This window comes from Ktedonobacter racemifer DSM 44963, from assembly GCF_000178855.1.
GTDB classification, from domain to species: domain Bacteria; phylum Chloroflexota; class Ktedonobacteria; order Ktedonobacterales; family Ktedonobacteraceae; genus Ktedonobacter; species Ktedonobacter racemifer.
This window is the reverse complement of sequence record NZ_ADVG01000004.1, coordinates 1303491-1318958: the sequence shown is the minus strand read 5'-3', so window position 1 is coordinate 1318958 and position 15468 is coordinate 1303491. Positions and strand designations below refer to the sequence as shown.

The following is a 15468-nucleotide window of genomic DNA, read 5'->3' as shown; positions in this document are numbered from 1 at the left end:
TCGCATAACAAACACAGAGTAAGGTATGTTGGGTAAAAAAACGAGGGCAAAGCCCTCGTTTTTTACCCAACATACCTTACTCTCTTGCTGTTCGCAAACTTTTTAGGTATGCTCAAATAAACGCGTCTCGCTGTACAGAAAAAGTATTTAAAGAGGGAGTAACCATCCAAATGAATCTTGAGGAGCCAATAGCCTTCCCCAATGCATACAATAACCTCCCTCTACAGCTAACCTCGTTCATTGGCCGCCTGGACGAGATCGAAGCAGGTTGCGAGCTCCTCAAGCGCGATACTATTCGTCTGCTAACTCTCACAGGACCAGGAGGCGTGGGCAAGACACGCCTGGCACTTCGTATAGCCGAATATCTGTCACCCACATTTGCCCATGGTGCATGTTTCGTTCCTCTGGCCGCCATAAATGATGTGGACCTGGTGTTGCCAGCCATCCTCCAGTCTCTATCGCTTAAAGAGAATGGCTCACAGTCGATTTTAGAATTACTTCAGGAGAGCCTGCGCCCTCTGCACGTACTTTTAGTGCTCGATAACTTCGAGCAGGTTATAGGAGCTACCCCTGAGATCGAGCTTCTGCTCCGCTCGTGTCCCCACTTGCAGCTACTGGTAACCAGTCGCGCTCGATTGCATATCCAGGGGGAGTATGAGTATATAGTAGCTCCCCTGGTGCTGCCAGATGCACTAGAACCGATTTCGGTAAGCTCACTGGAGAGCTATCCGGCAGTCGCTCTTTTCTGTGAACGCGCTCGTGAAGCCCATTTTGATTTTACTCTCACGCCCGAGAACCAGAATGATATTATTGAGTTATGTAGGCGCCTGGATGGTCTGCCCCTGGCGCTTGAACTGGCCGCCGCTCATGCTAAATTGCTCTCCCCACGCGCCCTTCTGGAGCGTCTGAAGAGGCGCCAGCCACTTCCCTCTACTCGTCTTCGCAATATTCCCGCACGCCAGCGCACCCTGCGCGATACTATTGAGTGGAGCTATGAACTCCTAAATGATGAGGAGCGTACTCTTTTTCGTCGCCTGGGCGTTTTCTGTGCAAGCAGCACTATTGAGGCAATTGAGGGCCTCTATGCTCTCCTGAGCGAGCCCGAGGCCCCTGACCTCTCGCTTGCGGCTTCGCTCCTGGATAAGAGCCTTCTTATTCAACGCGAGCAGGAAGCGGGTGAACCCCGCCTTTTTATGTTGGAGACTCTACGCGAATTTGCCCTGGATCAGTTGCTGGCCTGTGATGAGGCTGAGCAAGTGCAGGAGGCTCATGCGCGCTACTATCTAGAGTTGGTTGAACGTGCTGCGGAGCACCTGCTCGGACCAGAGCAGGCACACTGGCTCTCTGTCCTTGAATATGATTATGAGAATATACGCGCTTCACTACGCTTTTTTATAGAGTCACGCGATGGCTCATGTGCTCTCGGCCTTGCCGCCAGGTTGGTGCGTTTCTGGTCCATCCGGGGACACATCAACGAGGGGCGCCAGTGGTTGCACAGTGCGCTCACGCTCTCTGCCTCTTGTGAACCGCTTACCCTGGCCGAAGTGCTGGTTGGCGCCGCCTGGCTGGCCTTGCTCGCAAATGAGATTTCCCAGGCCGAACAACTCTGTAATAAGAGCTTACAAATCTTTCAAAGCCTGGGAGATAAACGTGGCGAGGGCCTGGCTCTGCATCGTCTCGCCCTCTTACACCTGACAAAAGGCGAGAAGAAGACGGCTTACAGCTTATTTATGCAGAGTATTGCCTGCTATTGTGATGCTCTTGACCTTAACGGTCAGGCCTATTCGCTTATGGCTCTGGGTGGCTTGCAGCTTAATAGTGCCGAGAATGAACAGGCCGCGCTCTCACTTAAAGAGAGCCTGCGGCTATTTAGAGAGGTGCGCAATATCGAGGGAGAGTCCTGGTCGCTCTCGATGCTGGCGCAATCCTTGCTCATGCAGGATGAAGAGGAGCAAGCTGCTGAATATGCTGAAGAGAGTCTGCGGCTTTTCAAGGCTATGGGCTTACGTGAAGGCATAGGGCGTACCCTGAATCTACAGGCTATGCTCTACCTGCGGCATGGCCAGAGCGAGCAGGCCGTTATTGCCCTTGAAGAGAGTGAGCGATTCTTTACCGCGCTGGCGAGTCAGCGCTACCTGGCTCAGACCTGTTTCCTCCTAGCCTACACTTACACTTTATGCAACGATGAGATCCTGGTGGAGCGCTACTGGCGACGCTGCCTGAACTTTCTTCCCCTGGAAAAGAACCTGGGTAGTCTTCTAAATCTGCTTGAAGAACTTGTGCGCCTATCGACAGTACAGGGCAACTCCTTCTGGGGGGCGCGCATCGCTGGCATGTGTGAGAGATTGCATCAACGCGCTCCAGGCTCACCAGGCCAGGACGCCTCCCAGCCTGAAAAAGAATACATCGCCCACCTGGGTACGCAGAGCGATCAGCAATCCCTCACACTGGCTTATGCTGAAGGGCAAAATCTGCCTTTAGTGGAGGCCTTCACCGCACGCCATAGAGGACAACCAGTTCCTCAAGATTCTCCGATGGCTCACTCTACCGATCTCAGCCAGCGCGAGCTAGAAGTGCTGCACCTCCTGTCCCAGGGCTTGAGCAACAAGCAGATCGCTGCGCAACTGGTCATCAGCCCGCGTACTGTTGATGCTCACGTCCGCTCTATCTATAACAAGCTCGCCCTCAATTCGCGCGCCGCCGTGGCCCGCTATGCTCTTGAGCACCACCTCTGTTGATATATTGTGACATAGCTCATGATGCATGGAAAAGGATACTCAAGAGAAAATCATTGAGACTATGCATAATAATAGAGGCCCAGAGGGATTTAGAGTAGTAAAAAGCTGTGGCAAAAATGGCGCCAAGGAGAAAAATCAGCTCATGCATTGAGTCAATGAAAATCATTTTATGTGCCATCATTTATGTGTCTATAATCCCCAAATTAGGTACTACCAATAGGCGAAATTACCGATGCTCGACAGGCGTGGTTCAAGGTATATTCTTCTCAGATAAACGTGAAGCCGTTATGTGCGAAAGGATAAAGCCATGGCCAGTGAAATCGCTAACAATCACACTTGGTCACACAAACGTTCTCTTGGTGTAGAACTCCGCTCCCTTCCACAGCGTTACCTGCATATTACTATCCGGCTCTCCGTGATGCGCTTTGAGGAAGAGAAGCATGCTGCGAGCTGGGGAAGTACGTTTTTACAATTAATCACACTTGGCGTCATATGCGCCCTCCTCCAGGGGCTGGCTTTCTGGATAGATCCAAGCACCCTTGCGGGTATGACGGGCGAAGTGCAGCCGGGCGTGCTTATGCTTGCTTCCACTATTGGAATTGTGATCATTACTCCGTTATCGTTTCTCTTTTCGGCTGGAGTCATCTACTTCTTTGCGCGTTTGCTTAGAGGGAGAGGCGCTTACCTGGAACAGCTCTATACCATGACCCTCTTTGGTGTTCCCATGGTGATATTGAGCTATCTGTTGTTACTGCTGCCCGCGACTAGTAGCTGGCTTCCTTACCTGCCGCATGTATATAGCCTCGTGTTGATGATCCTGGCCTTACGAGCTATCCACGGTTTCTCGACTGGCCGTGCTATCACCACACTGCTTTTGCCTGTAATCACATTGCTGCTATTGATTGTCATCGGGGCCGTGCTGTATGTCGCGTTGGCCCACTAATCCCATGAACATGTACCGCTTCTTCATCGATCCCTATATAAAGGAACAACTCGAAACATCCAATAAAAGAAGTTGTAGGGTCCATGCTTGCATGGACTAATACTTACGGCGGGAAAAGTCCATGCAAGCATGGACCTTACAACTTACTAGAGAGGGGAAAGGATTATATGCATATGCAAGATGTGTCGGCGCGAAGCGAGGATGCCATCATCAATGTGCGCAAGCTTGTGGCCCTGGATATCGTCTTTCATGGGCCAGTGTTTATTATTGGCGAGTTCGCGCTGGCGGTCGTGGGTGCCAGCGCGCTGGGATTGTTCTCAATCTTTTTCTTTCTTTCGCGTGGTGCGTATCCCATCTTTGTTGGTTGCTACCTGCTGGGGATGGCGTTGAACTACGTGCCATTGCTGGTCTATGCTATCGCTATTGTCAGACGTAAGAGTGCGCGTGAGGAGGTCGCCTTTGAGGTGGAGCATAGAGGCAGATATGTACGCAGATATACGCTTCAATCGTTGCTGCTGCTCGTGCCATTGCTGGTCTTCTTCCTGGCGCTCTACCAGGAGGCTCGGAGCCGCAGAAAGGAGTAATTAGCTATGCAGAACATTCAGGCTTATGCCGGACAAGAATTAAGCTGGACGCGAGCAAAGAGTAAGCCTCACCCATTCGAGCTAAAGGCTGGTGAAGAGCTTCTAATGAGAATTACGCTGCGTGGCAAGCTGGGCCAGGAGGCGTTGATCGAAGTGGAAGGTGAAGAGTGGATCTTTACACGTAAGGCCCTGGGGCAGACAATCAATGTGCGTGACGCTGCCACACAAGAAGAGATCGCGAGCATACGGCGGAGTATGAGCGGTAGTGCTACCTGTTTTCTTAGAGGAGGTGGTGAGTATCGCTGGGCCAACACGGGTTTCTGGCGTGGCGAATGGACCTGGTTTACCAGCGAGCGTGTGCCATTGCTACGCACAGTCAGGGGGAAACGAGTGTATATAGAGGAGACGGCTCGTGACCTCTCCGAGTTAGCTTTGCTGGTCGCGCTTGCCTGGTACCTCAACCGTGCACAGGATGAGGATGCCGCCTGGATCACCGCGAGTGTAGTTCCCAGCGTCTAGTGCGCCATCAGGACCAGGCAAGCACAAAAAAAAGAGAATGCCATGGGTGAGCCGGTAGGGTCCATGGCATTCCAGTGCGGTCGGAAGAAAGCAGTCAACGAGTTTTCTTCGACGGAACAAGGGAAGAACGTCTTTAGCGACCGATCGCTTAGTCATCGTCGTCAGACGAAAAGGTGCTATGGCAGCCAGGGCAATAGTACTGAAGATCGCCGTTTTCGTCAGTCTCGGGCATATCTTCGTCGATATCGACGAGCAGGATGCCATCTTCATCATCGTTTGGGCAACTGTGGTATTTAATCTGCTCCAGATTCATCTTGAGTCTCCTGTGTTTGAAACAAGCAACGACATACTCCGCGACGAGACCCATCCCTCTCGAAATTATTTGGTAAGAGGGTGCCTCTTGTAATTGGCGAACCGGGTGTCTTCTTCTCCGAAAACCCTGAGCGCGAAGCGCTAGGCACGTGAGCGACGTTGGGTTTCGGAATAAGATCTGTATGCAATAGTTCGAACTTTGCTTCTGCCACTGACTCTATATGGTATTTTTTCGATCCTCAACTTCCCCCGACTTTATGGTGCGGAAGTACTATCTTTTCATGCAGGAATTAGCGTCTCTATTGTAGACAGAGTAATCGCGCTCAGGTTTCCGAGAGGCGGTATGTCTTCGTTGCTGTCATATCCAAAAAGACGTTTGAAATTTTTACTTTCGAAACATTGTTGACATAAATAGGAAGAATATCGGCAAACTGTAGGAAAATGCCAAAACGCTGCAAATGACATTGTCATCCTTATGTCGAGCAAACATTCAATAACATGTGGGTGAGGGGGTGGTGAGAAGTCACTATGAACGATAGGGATGACCTTTTAGCAAAAACTTTGAAGATGTGAATAAAATACAATTAAGATATACATAGAAAAGAGAAAGCAGAAGGAGCAAAAAGCATGAGCAACGACCTCAAGAATATGTCCGAATCCTACTGGAAAGAGAAGCTAACACCTGAGCAGTATCAGGTCTGTCGCCTCAAAGGTACAGAGCGACCCTTCACTGGTGAACTCTACTATAATCATAAAGAGGGAACGTATCAGTGTGTCGCCTGTGGAGAGCCGCTGTTCTACTCCGATAACAAGTATGACTCTGGCTGTGGTTGGCCCAGCTTCGATGATCCCGTGAACAAGAGCAATGTCGAATTCCACGAGGACAACTCCCATGGCATGCACCGCGTCGAGGTCACCTGCAAGAACTGTGGCTCGCACCTGGGCCATGTCTTCGATGACGGCCCCCGTGACACGACAGGCCAGCGCTACTGCATCAACTCGGTCTCCCTCAAGTTTCAGCCCAAAGACCAGAAGTAAGGTCCAGCGAGTAGAGTAATACTTGCGAAAGGAGGGATAATTCTTATGGAGATGAGCGCGCGCAACCGCCTCAAAGGAACCGTCAAGTCGCTCAAGGAAGATGGTCTGATGGCCCAGGTCACCGTTGAACTGCCAGATGGTCAGAGCATCACCTCAATCATCACTCGGGATGCGGCCCAGGCCCTCAGCCTGCAACAGGGCGATACCGTCTACGCCATCATCAAATCCACCGAAGTCATGATCGGGAAGTAGATATCCAGCAAAAAGATGCAGGAACAAACCGCCCCTGCATCTTTTTGCTGGATATCTACATGCTCTTAATTTAATAGATTCTGTTCTTTAAAATGGTCGAAAATAATCTTGTCTACTGGGGAGCTTTTCTCCCGGTCGCTGTGGGTGAGCCATGCAATCTCTTCGATCTCGCTTGCCGCTGTGAGTTGACCGTCGAAGTCTGCGGTGTAGCAGCGCATCTGCACCTCTATACCCTCAGCGTGTCCATGTGCCTGGGCTACGAACTCCCCGAAAAACTTGATAGTTTCAGGTATCAGGTCTACGCTTAGTTCTTCTTTGATCTCCCGAATTAGGGCTTCCTGGTCGCTCTCTCCCTGCTCTCTTTTCCCGCCAGGGATGTAGTAGGTGTCTTTGTTCCTGGAGCGTGTACTGAGAATGCGTCCATCTACGATATAAATCCAGGCCAGTTTATCAATAAGCATTTTCTAGTATCCTTCTAGATAATATTCTTTGCTTGCTTGGTATGACGCTTGTTATTGTATCGCAGATACCCCATCAAGAGAATCCCATATGAAGAATTTCCCCATGGTTTCCTTCCCTTTTACAGTAAACTACTACCAGGCCTTCTCGACACAAGGGCACAGCAAGCGGTACACTTGCTGGTATGAATGCTCGAATCTGGAAGGCGAAAGACTCTCTTTCCCACGTGGCTTGACCAATTAAGGAAGATCGCTCTTCGCCTTCCTGGGTTCCTGGAAAACGAATCATTGGAGAGTCGCGCCGTGAGCGCCGCAGTAAAAGGACCCTCTCGCCTCACCAGGAACCGTTGTTTCAGCAGGAGGACCTGCTTATGTGGTTTGCAGGAATCGATTGGGCAGACACCCATCACGACATTCTCGTCCTCGATGAACGAGGGCAAAAACTCGCCTCGTTTCGGGTCATGCACACCTCGAAAGGCCTCGACGAGCTGGCCAGCCGTCTGACAGCCATTTGTGGTCCAGAGCACAAGGCAGAACTGGCCTGCATTGTCGAGACCACTCGTGGCTTGTTGATTACCCACTTGTTGGAAGCAGGTTTTGCTGTCTATCCGGTCAATCCCAAGACGGTGGATCGTAAACGTTCGGCATCGGGAGCCAAAACGGACCAGGTCGATGCGTATCTGCTGGCTAAACACGGGCGGTCGGAAATTGCTGATCTGCGGCGACTGGAACCCGATAGCCCGCTGATTGCCGAACTGAAAGCCCTGACACGCGATCAAGATGGCTTGATCCAGATGCAAACCCGCCTGGTCAATCAACTGACCGCCTGTCTCAAAGCGTACTATCCAGTTGCGCTTACTCTGTTTACCAAGGTGCAGCAACCTTCGACCTTGCACTTCTTGCTCGCCTATCCGACCCCGCAGGAGGCGATGAACGCTTCGTGTGAAGAGATTGCTGAGCTGTTGAAAAGCACTGGGTATCCAACGCCAAAGAAGACTGCGGCCTCGATTGTGCACCAGGTGCATCAGCCCCAGTTGACTGCCGATGAAGTGACGTGCAGGACCAAATCGCGTTTGTTGATTGCTCTGATCCGTCAATTGCAGCCCGTGATGGAAGAGATTGCCGCCTATGATCAGGAGATTGAGCGCCTTTTTTTGATGCATGCTGACAGTCATCTCTTTCGCACGCTGCCTCGTGCAGGCAAGCGGATTGCCCCACGACTGTTGGCTGAAATTGGGGATGACCGCTCGCGCTATCAGGATACTGCCAGTTTGCAAGCCTTGGCTGGCACCTCGCCAGTGCCTTATGAAAGTGGCAACTATGCCAAACCGCATCGGCGCTATGCCTGCATCAAACCGTTGCGCAACGTGCTGCAGCAGTTTGCCTGGCAAAGCATCCAGACCGAAGCATGGGCCAGCGAGTACTATGAGCGCAAACGTCGGGAAGGCAAAAGCCACACCGTCGCTGTCCGTGCGCTGGCTAATGTCTGGGTACGCATTCTCTTTGCGCTGTGGCTTAAAGGAGAACACTACCAGTCTGCGATCTTTGAACAAGCCAGACACCTGCATGCGCCTCGTGCAGCGTGAGTGCTCAACCAACCACAGATGAGCGAAGCGCTCCTTCTCCCAGGCAAAACAGGCGCCTGTTTTTTGCCTTTCAACTCGGCATGCCTTTTTTTGACCACGCAAGCTCAGGTGTGTCAAGGAAAGCGCAGCGGCTTGACACGCCTGAGCGGCGTGGTACACTCCTTCATGCCGTGTTGAAAGCATCGTTTTTCCTCCTGTTCTCAATTTTTGCCTTGTTTCAAATTGACCGTTTTTTGACTTGACATAGAGAGTCTTCCTAAGCAGGCAAAACCGATGGAGTGGACCTGCTAGGAAGGGTCCACTCCATCGGTTCTGCGGGTCTGGGTTTTGCCAAAGACATTTACGATGATCACACCTGAGATAGCGATTACACCTCCTACCAGGGCAAGCCATGTGGGCCACTCTCCCAGCCAGAACCAGGCAATGCCAAGCGTCACTGGGGGGACCAGGTATAGAAAGCTCGCGGCGCGTGTGGCAGGGATGCGTGCCAGGGCATAAGCGTAGCTCACGTAGCCAATGGCGGCTGGGAAGATTCCGAGGTAGACCACGGCTGTAGTTTCAGACCATGATGCCGCTTGTATCTCTGGTATGAGTCCAGGGGAAAAGATCAGAAGCGCAAGCGTGCCCGTCCAGATCGCATAGGTCGTACATTGCAGCGCGCTGTAACGTGCAAGATAGGGCTTTTGCCAGACAAAATAGAGGCTCTGAGCCAGGGCCGCTAATAAAACGAATAACACACCAACAGAGAGATGTATGCCTTCGCCAGTGCTCAAAGTGATGATAGATACCCCTGTGATGCTCAGAAGAATTCCTCCCCATCCCAGGGGCCGCAAGCGCTCTTTAAGCAAGACCATTGCCAGTAACGCGGTGATAATGGGTCCGGTATTGACCAGGAAGCTAGAGATCCCGGCAGAAACGCTAAGTTCGCCCGTATTGAGCACGACATTGTAGAAAGCGATCCCTACAACGCCGGTAAGTGTCAGGCCTGGTAAGTCGCGCCATTGGGGGAGTGGCATGCGCTTTACACTCGCATAGAGAGCAAGCACAAGAGAGGCGACGAGATATCTTAGCAGTGCGAGATGGGTTGGGCTATATCCATGTAGTCCAGCCCGAATGCCCACAAATGAGGATGCCCAGCAGAAAATCGTTATGACGAGCGCTAGTAGCGTTCCTCTCCCCAAATGTGTTTGACTTTTATGTGCAGGAATCGTTTCATGGGCAAGTATTTCTGTGGCCTGTTGCTTTTGTATTGACTTCATACCTGTTCCTCCATTGATGCTCATTAATACTTGCGCCCATTATAAGTGTCGCGATATAATCATGTCCAACGATTAATTTTGATTATATTGATCGTCTATTTCGATCATTTAGAGGGAAGTATGGATCTTCGTCAACTTGCGACCTTTCGCGTTCTCGCCATGACCTTAAATTTTCATCAGGCAGCTCAACGCCTGGGATATGTTCAATCAACGGTTACGGCGCAGATTCAAGCGTTAGAGGCAGAATTGGGCGCTCGCCTTTTTGATCGGCTGGGCAGGCATATAACGCTGACGAATGCTGGAGAGCGCCTGCTTCCCTATGCTGAACAATTACTAAAGATAGCTGAAGAAGCGCGCCAGGCAGTATCAGAACCCCAGGAATGCACCGGTACCCTGACGATAGGCGCGACCGAAACACTCTGCACCTATTGCCTTCCCGCCGTGCTTCACCAGTTCCGTCTCTCTTACCCACAGGTTAGACTCCTCTTTTACCCAACCCCATTTTCCGCGTTGCGCCGTCTCGTCACTGAAGGCCAGGTTGATCTGGCATTTCTTATGGAGGAACCGCTCACAGCCGCCGCGCTACAAGCCGAGCCACTTCTCCCCGAATCCATTTACCTTGTGGCTTCACCCGACCACCCTTTCGCGCAACGGTCCGCTATTTCGCCCTCGGATCTGGAGGATGAAACTATACTGCTGACAGAGGCAGGCTGTAGCTATCGCACGCAGTTTCAGCACCAGTTAAATGCAGCAGGAGTACAACCAGCGACTATGCTGGAATTTGATAGTGTCGAGGCCATCAAACAATGTGCTCTGGTGGGCATGGGAATCGCGGTTCTGCCAGCTATTGTAGTTGCCACTGAGATCTCCCAGGGGAGATTAGTGGTTCTTCCATGGAGCGGAGAGCCGATTTGCCTGGTGACTCAAATGATCTGGCACAAACAAAAATGGCTGTCGCCCACTCTTCAGGCCTTCTTACAAATCACACGCCAGATACTGATGCAGCCTTGAGGCGCCCGCATAGCAAGTCTTTGAGTAAGGATATGTGGATGGATGTGGCGAATCCCACGTCCATCCACATATCCTTACCCCTGAGCGCCGCAGGCGCGAAGGCGGTTACTTGACGTTCCTAGCTTTATCTATATACAATCTCTACACAACATTATTTCAAAGACGGGGGAAGAGCAATGAGCAATGAGGCTGATGTAATCATCGTCGGGGCCGGGCTGGCTGGCCTGGTCGCGGCCGCGGAACTTGTCGACGCGGGCCGACGCGTCACCATCCTTGAGCAGGAGCCAGAGGCATCCTTTGGAGGGCAGGCTTTCTGGTCCTTCGGTGGCCTGTTCTTCGTCAACTCGCCTGAGCAACGGCGCATGGGTATTCACGATTCTCATGAACTCGCGCTACAGGATTGGATGGGGAGCGCGGGCTTCGACCGCGAAGAGGATCACTGGCCCAGGCAGTGGGCCAGGGCCTATGTTGATTTCGCGGCGGGCGAGAAATACTCCTGGCTACGTGCTCAGGGCCTGCGCCTCTTTCCTATAGTCCAATGGGCGGAGCGAGGCGGCTACCTGGCAGGTGGGCACGGCAACTCTGTGCCGCGCTTCCATGTCACATGGGGTACAGGTCCAGGGGTACTGGAACCGTTTATTCGACGCGTGCGCGAGGGGGAGAAGCGCGGGCTGATACGCCTCTGTTTCCGCCATCGCGTTACCGGGCTTGCTATCAGCGGTGGCGTGGTGACTGGCGTGCACGGCGAGGTGCTTGAGGCCAGTAATGTCGAACGGGGTGAACGCAGTTCGCGGGAGGTGGTAGGCCAGTTTGATTTCGGAGCGCAGGCGGTGATTGTCACCTCGGGAGGCATTGGTGCTAACCATGAACTGGTACGACGCAACTGGCCGCAGCGTATGGGGCCACCCCCGCAAAATATGCTCTCAGGTGTGCCCGATCATGTGGATGGACACATGCTTGAGGTAGTTGAGCAGCAGGGCGGACACATTATCAACCCTGATCGTATGTGGCATTATCCAGAGGGTATTATCAACTATGCGCCGATCTGGACACGCCATGCTATTCGTATTTTGAGTGGACCCTCTCCGCTCTGGCTAGATGCACGCGGACACCGCCTACCCGTGCCACTCTTCCCCGGCTTCGATACGCTGGGATCTCTGCAACATATCACCACCAGTGGATATGATTACTCCTGGTTCTTGCTCAACCAGCGCATCATTGAGCGCGAGTTTGCTCTCTCTGGCTCTGAGCAGAATCCCGACCTGACTGGCCGCAGTATCCCCCTCGTCTTTAGCCGCGTTCTACCTGGAGCGCCCGCACCAATCGAGGCCTTTAAAAAGCGCGGCGTCGATTTCATTGTGCGCTCGACGCTGCCAGAACTCGTACAAGGTATGAATGAGCTGACTGGCAATACCCTCATCGATGAGGCAGAGCTGGAACGTGAAATTAAAGAGCGTGATCGACAGATTGCGAATCCCTTCGCCAAGGACTTGCAGGTCACGGCTATCCGTGGCGCACGTGCGTATTCTGTGGATAAGTTTATCCGCGTAGCGAAGCCGCACCGCATCCTTGACCCCAAGGCTGGTCCCTTGATTGCCGTGCGCCTCTCAATTCTCACGCGTAAGACGCTAGGAGGGCTGGAGACTGATCTCTCTGGTCGTGTGCTTCAGGCCAATGGTGAGCCGCTACCAGGCCTCTACGCTGCGGGCGAAGTGGCCGGTTTTGGCGGAGGCGGTGTGCATGGTTACCGCGCTCTGGAGGGAACCTTCCTTGGCGGCTGCATCTTCTCTGGCCGAACCGCAGGTCGGGCGGTTGCGCAAAGCGTGTTGTAAACAATATCAGCTTCGTTATAAGAGAGATCCAAAAATAGGGAGCGGTTGGAGGTAATACATATGCCTGGCAAGGAGGCAGTAAATGAACAAAGTGTTTATCACCTGCTTATCAAAACATTCTTTCTTTTGGATGATAGTGATCGCCAGTTCTTCGCAGCCTATGGCCTGAGTACGCGTCAGTACTGGACGCTGCAACATCTGGATGAGCAGCGGGGCCGTTCAATGGTAGACTTGAGTCGGGTTCTATTTACGGACAAGAGTAATGTGACGGGTATTGTAGACCGTCTGGAGCGCCTGCACCTGGTAGCACGTACGGCGGACGCCAGGGATCGCCGGGTCATCCTGATCACACTTACTCCCCAGGGGCGTGAGTTGCGGGATACTTTGCAGACGCAGTACGATGCGCGCATTCAGGAGCACCTGGGCGTGATAGATCCCAAGGACCTACCGGCAATCCTGGCATCTCTGCAAGCGGTCTGTCTCAATGTCGAGGCTTACCTGGAGAAGATAAAGGAGTGAAAGCTAACATTGCTGGTGCCCAAACGGTCGCCAGCAATGTTAGCTTTCACACACTCAGGCACGTGCCTCAGAAAAAGAAGCCTCCCTATCTGAAAAGGCTTCTGGTGCCTTTAAGAGTGTCATGCTCATCCATACAAGTGCGCAATAAAAGACAAGTGAGGCAATGAGAGTTACAATGCCTGCTTCCTGAAGCGTGCCTCCTATGGCTTGAACGAGAAGTGTTGCCAGGAGCAAGAGAACGGGCCAGCGAGGAAAAATTTCTGTGCGTAGGCTCGAGAGACAGAAGATGATGCCTCCTACCAGTTGAAGCAGGGAGCTGACCAGGAAGAGTCCCCCCAACCCATCAGGTCCTTGAGCTAGCTTGGGGTCCATATTTGCCAGCCAGGGAACCAGAAAAACGTTGAGCATAGTGGCATCAATATTCAAAAGGAACATCCCCAGGCTAAAGCCAATGAAGCCAATCAACCCTCCAATTCCTACGCCTGGCACCTGCCGAAGGAAGAGTGCGGGCAAGCACAGACAGACTATGAGTCCACCCACAAGCAGAAGGAGACCACCTGCCAGGGCCAGCATATCATTCTGCCCACTCAAGAGCTGGCAGATGTGAGCCAGAATAATCAGGCCGGACGCACTTATAAGGCCAAATCCACTCAAACGGAAGAGCACTTGTAGAGAGAGCATAAGATTGAAACCTCCTTTGAAGGCAGTACATGTTCTATGTTATTGTTTCTCTCTTTAGCATAGAGTACTGCTCCAAACGAACCAGCTCGATGAAATCGCCTTATAAGCCACATGAAGCCGAGTTAAACTGAGCCATAATCTTACCTTGCACCCAATTTGACACCCAATGGCCAAAAAGATGTCCTTACCCCAAATGTTCCCGGTTTTAAACCTTTGTATTCAGGTCTTCCATCGCTGCGCTATGCATTGACGGCATAACATGGCTGTAAATATTCATGGTGATAGTTATTATGCTACTATGACCCAGTATCTCCTGCACTACTTTGGGGTGTGATAAACGTTTCCAAGGAATCATGCCGGATATTGACAACTGGAGATATCTCTGGTAGAGTTTCGTTAGAAAGAATGTTCTTGCATGAAACGCCAAGAGAGGTTCACCGACACGAAGGACGTGTTGTCGGAAAGGGAGGAGGCACCAGGTGCAGTTGGTCGAACGACATCTCATTCGTCATCAGGATGCACGCTTTGCCGTCATTGATCGAGCAGCCTTTGCCTCCAAGAACCTCTATAACCAGGCCAATTACCAGATCCGACAAGCCTTCATTCACGAGGGAACCTACCTGCCCTACGCTGCCATCTTCCATCGATTGAAACACCACGAGGCCTATTGTGCCCTCCCTCGCAAAGTCAGTAATGCCATCCTCATTCAGCTCCACCACAACTGGGTCAGCTTTTTTGATGGGATGGAGGCTTACCGCGAAGACCCCTCTCCCTTCACGGGACGCCCCAAGATCCCTGGCTATCAAGACAAGACCAAGGGCCGTTTCCTGCTCATCTACGAGAAAAAAGCCCTGGGCAAGAGGGTATTCAAGCGCACAGGCAAGCTGGTCCCATCAGGACTTCCCATTGAGATAGCAACTCAGATCACCTGGGAAGCCATCCGGCAGGTTCGCATCGTTCCACGCGCTGATGGCTACATGCTGGAGGTCGTCTATGAGCAGGAGATCCAACCGGCTGCGGTCAACCCGCAGCTTCGGGCAGCCGTGGATGTGGGCGTCAACGTGCTCGCAGCCATTACCAGCGACAAACCTGGTTTTGTGCCTCGTCTGGTGATTGGCAAGAATCCCTTGTGGAAACAAGAGGTGAGTATGGGATGCAGGAACAACCAGCAGTTTGTGCAGCTTCCTCATGCTCGTTTCATTGAGCAGTTGACCTACAAAGCGCACCTGGTTGGGATCAGGGTCATCCTTCAAGAAGAAAGCTACACCAGCAAGGCCAGTTTTCTGGACGACGACCCCATCCCAACGTATGAAGCCAACACGGCTGAGAAGCCAGTGTTCTCAGGCAAGCGTGTGGCTCGCAGTTGGTATCGTGCCAGGGATGGACGCCTCATTCATGCCGATATCAACGGCTCGTACAACATCTTACGCAAAAGTAACTCCGACCCTTTGCAAGTGGGGCGAGGAGTAGCGGGAGCGGCAGTTCTCCCTAGACGGCTAGCCGTCTGAACGGATGACTTCTAGGCATATTCGTCATCATTTTAAGATACTGTAAGCCCATGGCTAACATTCAGAATTGTCTTATGAGGGCATAGACCTCCCACTTGAGCCTTCAGTGCGTGGTTTAGCTGCCCAGAGAGTGCGTCAATTGCGTGATCCGGCTATTTATGAGGAAGACGGAAACCACTATTTGCTCTATATGGTTGCTGGTGAATATGGGATAGCTCTCGCACAATT

The 15468-nt window shown here is 52.2% G+C and carries 16 protein-coding genes; 11 read left to right on the top strand and 5 right to left on the bottom strand.

Annotated elements, in window-relative coordinates; all coding sequences use genetic code 11:
• Positions 1–170 precede the first annotated feature (170 nt).
• Positions 171–2738 carry a LuxR C-terminal-related transcriptional regulator gene (locus tag KRAC_RS47465; RefSeq protein ID WP_007919585.1) on the top strand — a complete coding sequence of 856 codons (2568 nt, stop codon included), beginning with the start codon at positions 171–173 and terminating at the stop codon, positions 2736–2738.
• Between the two features lie 16 nt (positions 2739–2754).
• On the opposite strand, the gene KRAC_RS80325 is transcribed toward KRAC_RS47465, so the two are convergent.
• Positions 2755–2886, bottom strand: a complete 132-nt coding sequence (locus KRAC_RS80325; RefSeq protein ID WP_420795877.1) for a CPBP family glutamic-type intramembrane protease — start codon at positions 2884–2886, stop codon at positions 2755–2757.
• A gap of 159 nt (positions 2887–3045) precedes the next feature.
• Between KRAC_RS80325 and KRAC_RS47460 the strand changes: the two genes are divergently transcribed.
• The 3 genes from KRAC_RS47460 (at position 3046) to KRAC_RS47450 (ending at position 4784) form a co-directional block, all read left to right on the top strand.
• A complete protein-coding gene (locus KRAC_RS47460; protein WP_007919571.1) occupies positions 3046–3681 on the top strand; it encodes a Yip1 family protein in 636 nt (211 codons plus the stop codon).
• 167 nt (positions 3682–3848) lie between these two features.
• A complete protein-coding gene (locus KRAC_RS47455) occupies positions 3849–4265 on the top strand; it encodes a hypothetical protein (protein ID WP_169461036.1) in 417 nt (138 codons plus the stop codon).
• 6 nt (positions 4266–4271) lie between these two features.
• Complete coding sequence (locus KRAC_RS47450; RefSeq protein WP_007919567.1) at positions 4272–4784, top strand: hypothetical protein; 513 nt, start codon at positions 4272–4274, stop codon at positions 4782–4784.
• A gap of 148 nt (positions 4785–4932) precedes the next feature.
• Here the strand turns inward: KRAC_RS47450 and KRAC_RS72845 are convergent, their stop codons facing one another.
• Positions 4933–5097, bottom strand: coding sequence for a hypothetical protein (locus KRAC_RS72845; protein WP_007919565.1), 165 nt, complete (start codon positions 5095–5097; stop codon positions 4933–4935).
• Positions 5098–5723: 626 nt separating this feature from the next.
• On the opposite strand from KRAC_RS72845, the gene msrB reads away from it, so the two are divergent.
• Positions 5724–6134, top strand: a complete 411-nt coding sequence (gene msrB / locus KRAC_RS47445) for a peptide-methionine (R)-S-oxide reductase MsrB (RefSeq protein WP_007919560.1) — start codon at positions 5724–5726, stop codon at positions 6132–6134.
• A gap of 45 nt (positions 6135–6179) precedes the next feature.
• On the top strand, positions 6180–6386 hold the full coding sequence (locus KRAC_RS47440; RefSeq protein WP_007919559.1) for a TOBE domain-containing protein: 207 nt from the start codon (positions 6180–6182) through the stop codon (positions 6384–6386).
• 65 nt (positions 6387–6451) lie between these two features.
• Here the strand turns inward: KRAC_RS47440 and KRAC_RS47435 are convergent, their stop codons facing one another.
• Positions 6452–6847, bottom strand: a complete 396-nt coding sequence (locus KRAC_RS47435; RefSeq protein ID WP_007919557.1) for an NUDIX hydrolase — start codon at positions 6845–6847, stop codon at positions 6452–6454.
• Between the two features lie 368 nt (positions 6848–7215).
• On the opposite strand from KRAC_RS47435, the gene KRAC_RS47430 reads away from it, so the two are divergent.
• On the top strand, positions 7216–8430 hold the full coding sequence (locus KRAC_RS47430; protein WP_007914655.1) for an IS110 family RNA-guided transposase: 1215 nt from the start codon (positions 7216–7218) through the stop codon (positions 8428–8430).
• Between the two features lie 287 nt (positions 8431–8717).
• Here the strand turns inward: KRAC_RS47430 and KRAC_RS47425 are convergent, their stop codons facing one another.
• On the bottom strand, positions 8718–9689 hold the full coding sequence (locus KRAC_RS47425; protein WP_007919555.1) for a DMT family transporter: 972 nt from the start codon (positions 9687–9689) through the stop codon (positions 8718–8720).
• 120 nt (positions 9690–9809) lie between these two features.
• On the opposite strand from KRAC_RS47425, the gene KRAC_RS47420 reads away from it, so the two are divergent.
• From KRAC_RS47420 to KRAC_RS47410, 3 genes are all read left to right on the top strand, one after another.
• Positions 9810–10700 carry a LysR family transcriptional regulator gene (locus KRAC_RS47420; protein ID WP_007919553.1) on the top strand — a complete coding sequence of 297 codons (891 nt, stop codon included), beginning with the start codon at positions 9810–9812 and terminating at the stop codon, positions 10698–10700.
• Positions 10701–10876: 176 nt separating this feature from the next.
• Positions 10877–12532: an FAD-binding dehydrogenase gene (locus KRAC_RS47415; RefSeq protein WP_007919551.1), complete on the top strand. Its 1656-nt coding sequence runs from the start codon at positions 10877–10879 to the stop codon at positions 12530–12532.
• A gap of 60 nt (positions 12533–12592) precedes the next feature.
• Entirely contained in the window at positions 12593–13051 is a 459-nt protein-coding gene (locus KRAC_RS47410) for a MarR family winged helix-turn-helix transcriptional regulator (protein ID WP_007919549.1), read from the top strand.
• Between the two features lie 54 nt (positions 13052–13105).
• Here KRAC_RS47410 and KRAC_RS47405 read toward each other — a convergent pair whose 3' ends face one another.
• A complete protein-coding gene (locus KRAC_RS47405; protein ID WP_007919547.1) occupies positions 13106–13732 on the bottom strand; it encodes a hypothetical protein in 627 nt (208 codons plus the stop codon).
• Between the two features lie 479 nt (positions 13733–14211).
• Between KRAC_RS47405 and KRAC_RS47400 the strand changes: the two genes are divergently transcribed.
• Positions 14212–15240 (top strand): RNA-guided endonuclease InsQ/TnpB family protein, encoded by a 1029-nt coding sequence (locus tag KRAC_RS47400; RefSeq protein WP_007919545.1) that lies wholly within the window; start codon positions 14212–14214, stop codon positions 15238–15240.
• Positions 15241–15468 lie beyond the last annotated feature (228 nt).

Excerpts from the sequence above, each read along its gene's own strand:
- KRAC_RS47465 (WP_007919585.1), top strand. The coding sequence starts at position 171 with ATGAATCTTGAGGAGCCAATAGCCTTCCCCAATGCATACAATAACCTC.
- KRAC_RS80325 (WP_420795877.1), bottom strand. The coding sequence starts at position 2,886 with ATGCATGAGCTGATTTTTCTCCTTGGCGCCATTTTTGCCACAGCTTTT.
- KRAC_RS47460 (WP_007919571.1), top strand. The coding sequence starts at position 3,046 with ATGGCCAGTGAAATCGCTAACAATCACACTTGGTCACACAAACGTTCT.
- KRAC_RS47455 (WP_169461036.1), top strand. The coding sequence starts at position 3,849 with ATGCATATGCAAGATGTGTCGGCGCGAAGCGAGGATGCCATCATCAAT.
- KRAC_RS47450 (WP_007919567.1), top strand. The coding sequence starts at position 4,272 with ATGCAGAACATTCAGGCTTATGCCGGACAAGAATTAAGCTGGACGCGA.
- KRAC_RS72845 (WP_007919565.1), bottom strand. The coding sequence starts at position 5,097 with ATGAATCTGGAGCAGATTAAATACCACAGTTGCCCAAACGATGATGAA.
- msrB (WP_007919560.1), top strand. The coding sequence starts at position 5,724 with ATGAGCAACGACCTCAAGAATATGTCCGAATCCTACTGGAAAGAGAAG.
- KRAC_RS47440 (WP_007919559.1), top strand. The coding sequence starts at position 6,180 with ATGGAGATGAGCGCGCGCAACCGCCTCAAAGGAACCGTCAAGTCGCTC.
- KRAC_RS47435 (WP_007919557.1), bottom strand. The coding sequence starts at position 6,847 with ATGCTTATTGATAAACTGGCCTGGATTTATATCGTAGATGGACGCATT.
- KRAC_RS47430 (WP_007914655.1), top strand. The coding sequence starts at position 7,216 with ATGTGGTTTGCAGGAATCGATTGGGCAGACACCCATCACGACATTCTC.
- KRAC_RS47425 (WP_007919555.1), bottom strand. The coding sequence starts at position 9,689 with ATGAAGTCAATACAAAAGCAACAGGCCACAGAAATACTTGCCCATGAA.
- KRAC_RS47420 (WP_007919553.1), top strand. The coding sequence starts at position 9,810 with ATGGATCTTCGTCAACTTGCGACCTTTCGCGTTCTCGCCATGACCTTA.
- KRAC_RS47415 (WP_007919551.1), top strand. The coding sequence starts at position 10,877 with ATGAGCAATGAGGCTGATGTAATCATCGTCGGGGCCGGGCTGGCTGGC.
- KRAC_RS47410 (WP_007919549.1), top strand. The coding sequence starts at position 12,593 with ATGCCTGGCAAGGAGGCAGTAAATGAACAAAGTGTTTATCACCTGCTT.
- KRAC_RS47405 (WP_007919547.1), bottom strand. The coding sequence starts at position 13,732 with ATGCTCTCTCTACAAGTGCTCTTCCGTTTGAGTGGATTTGGCCTTATA.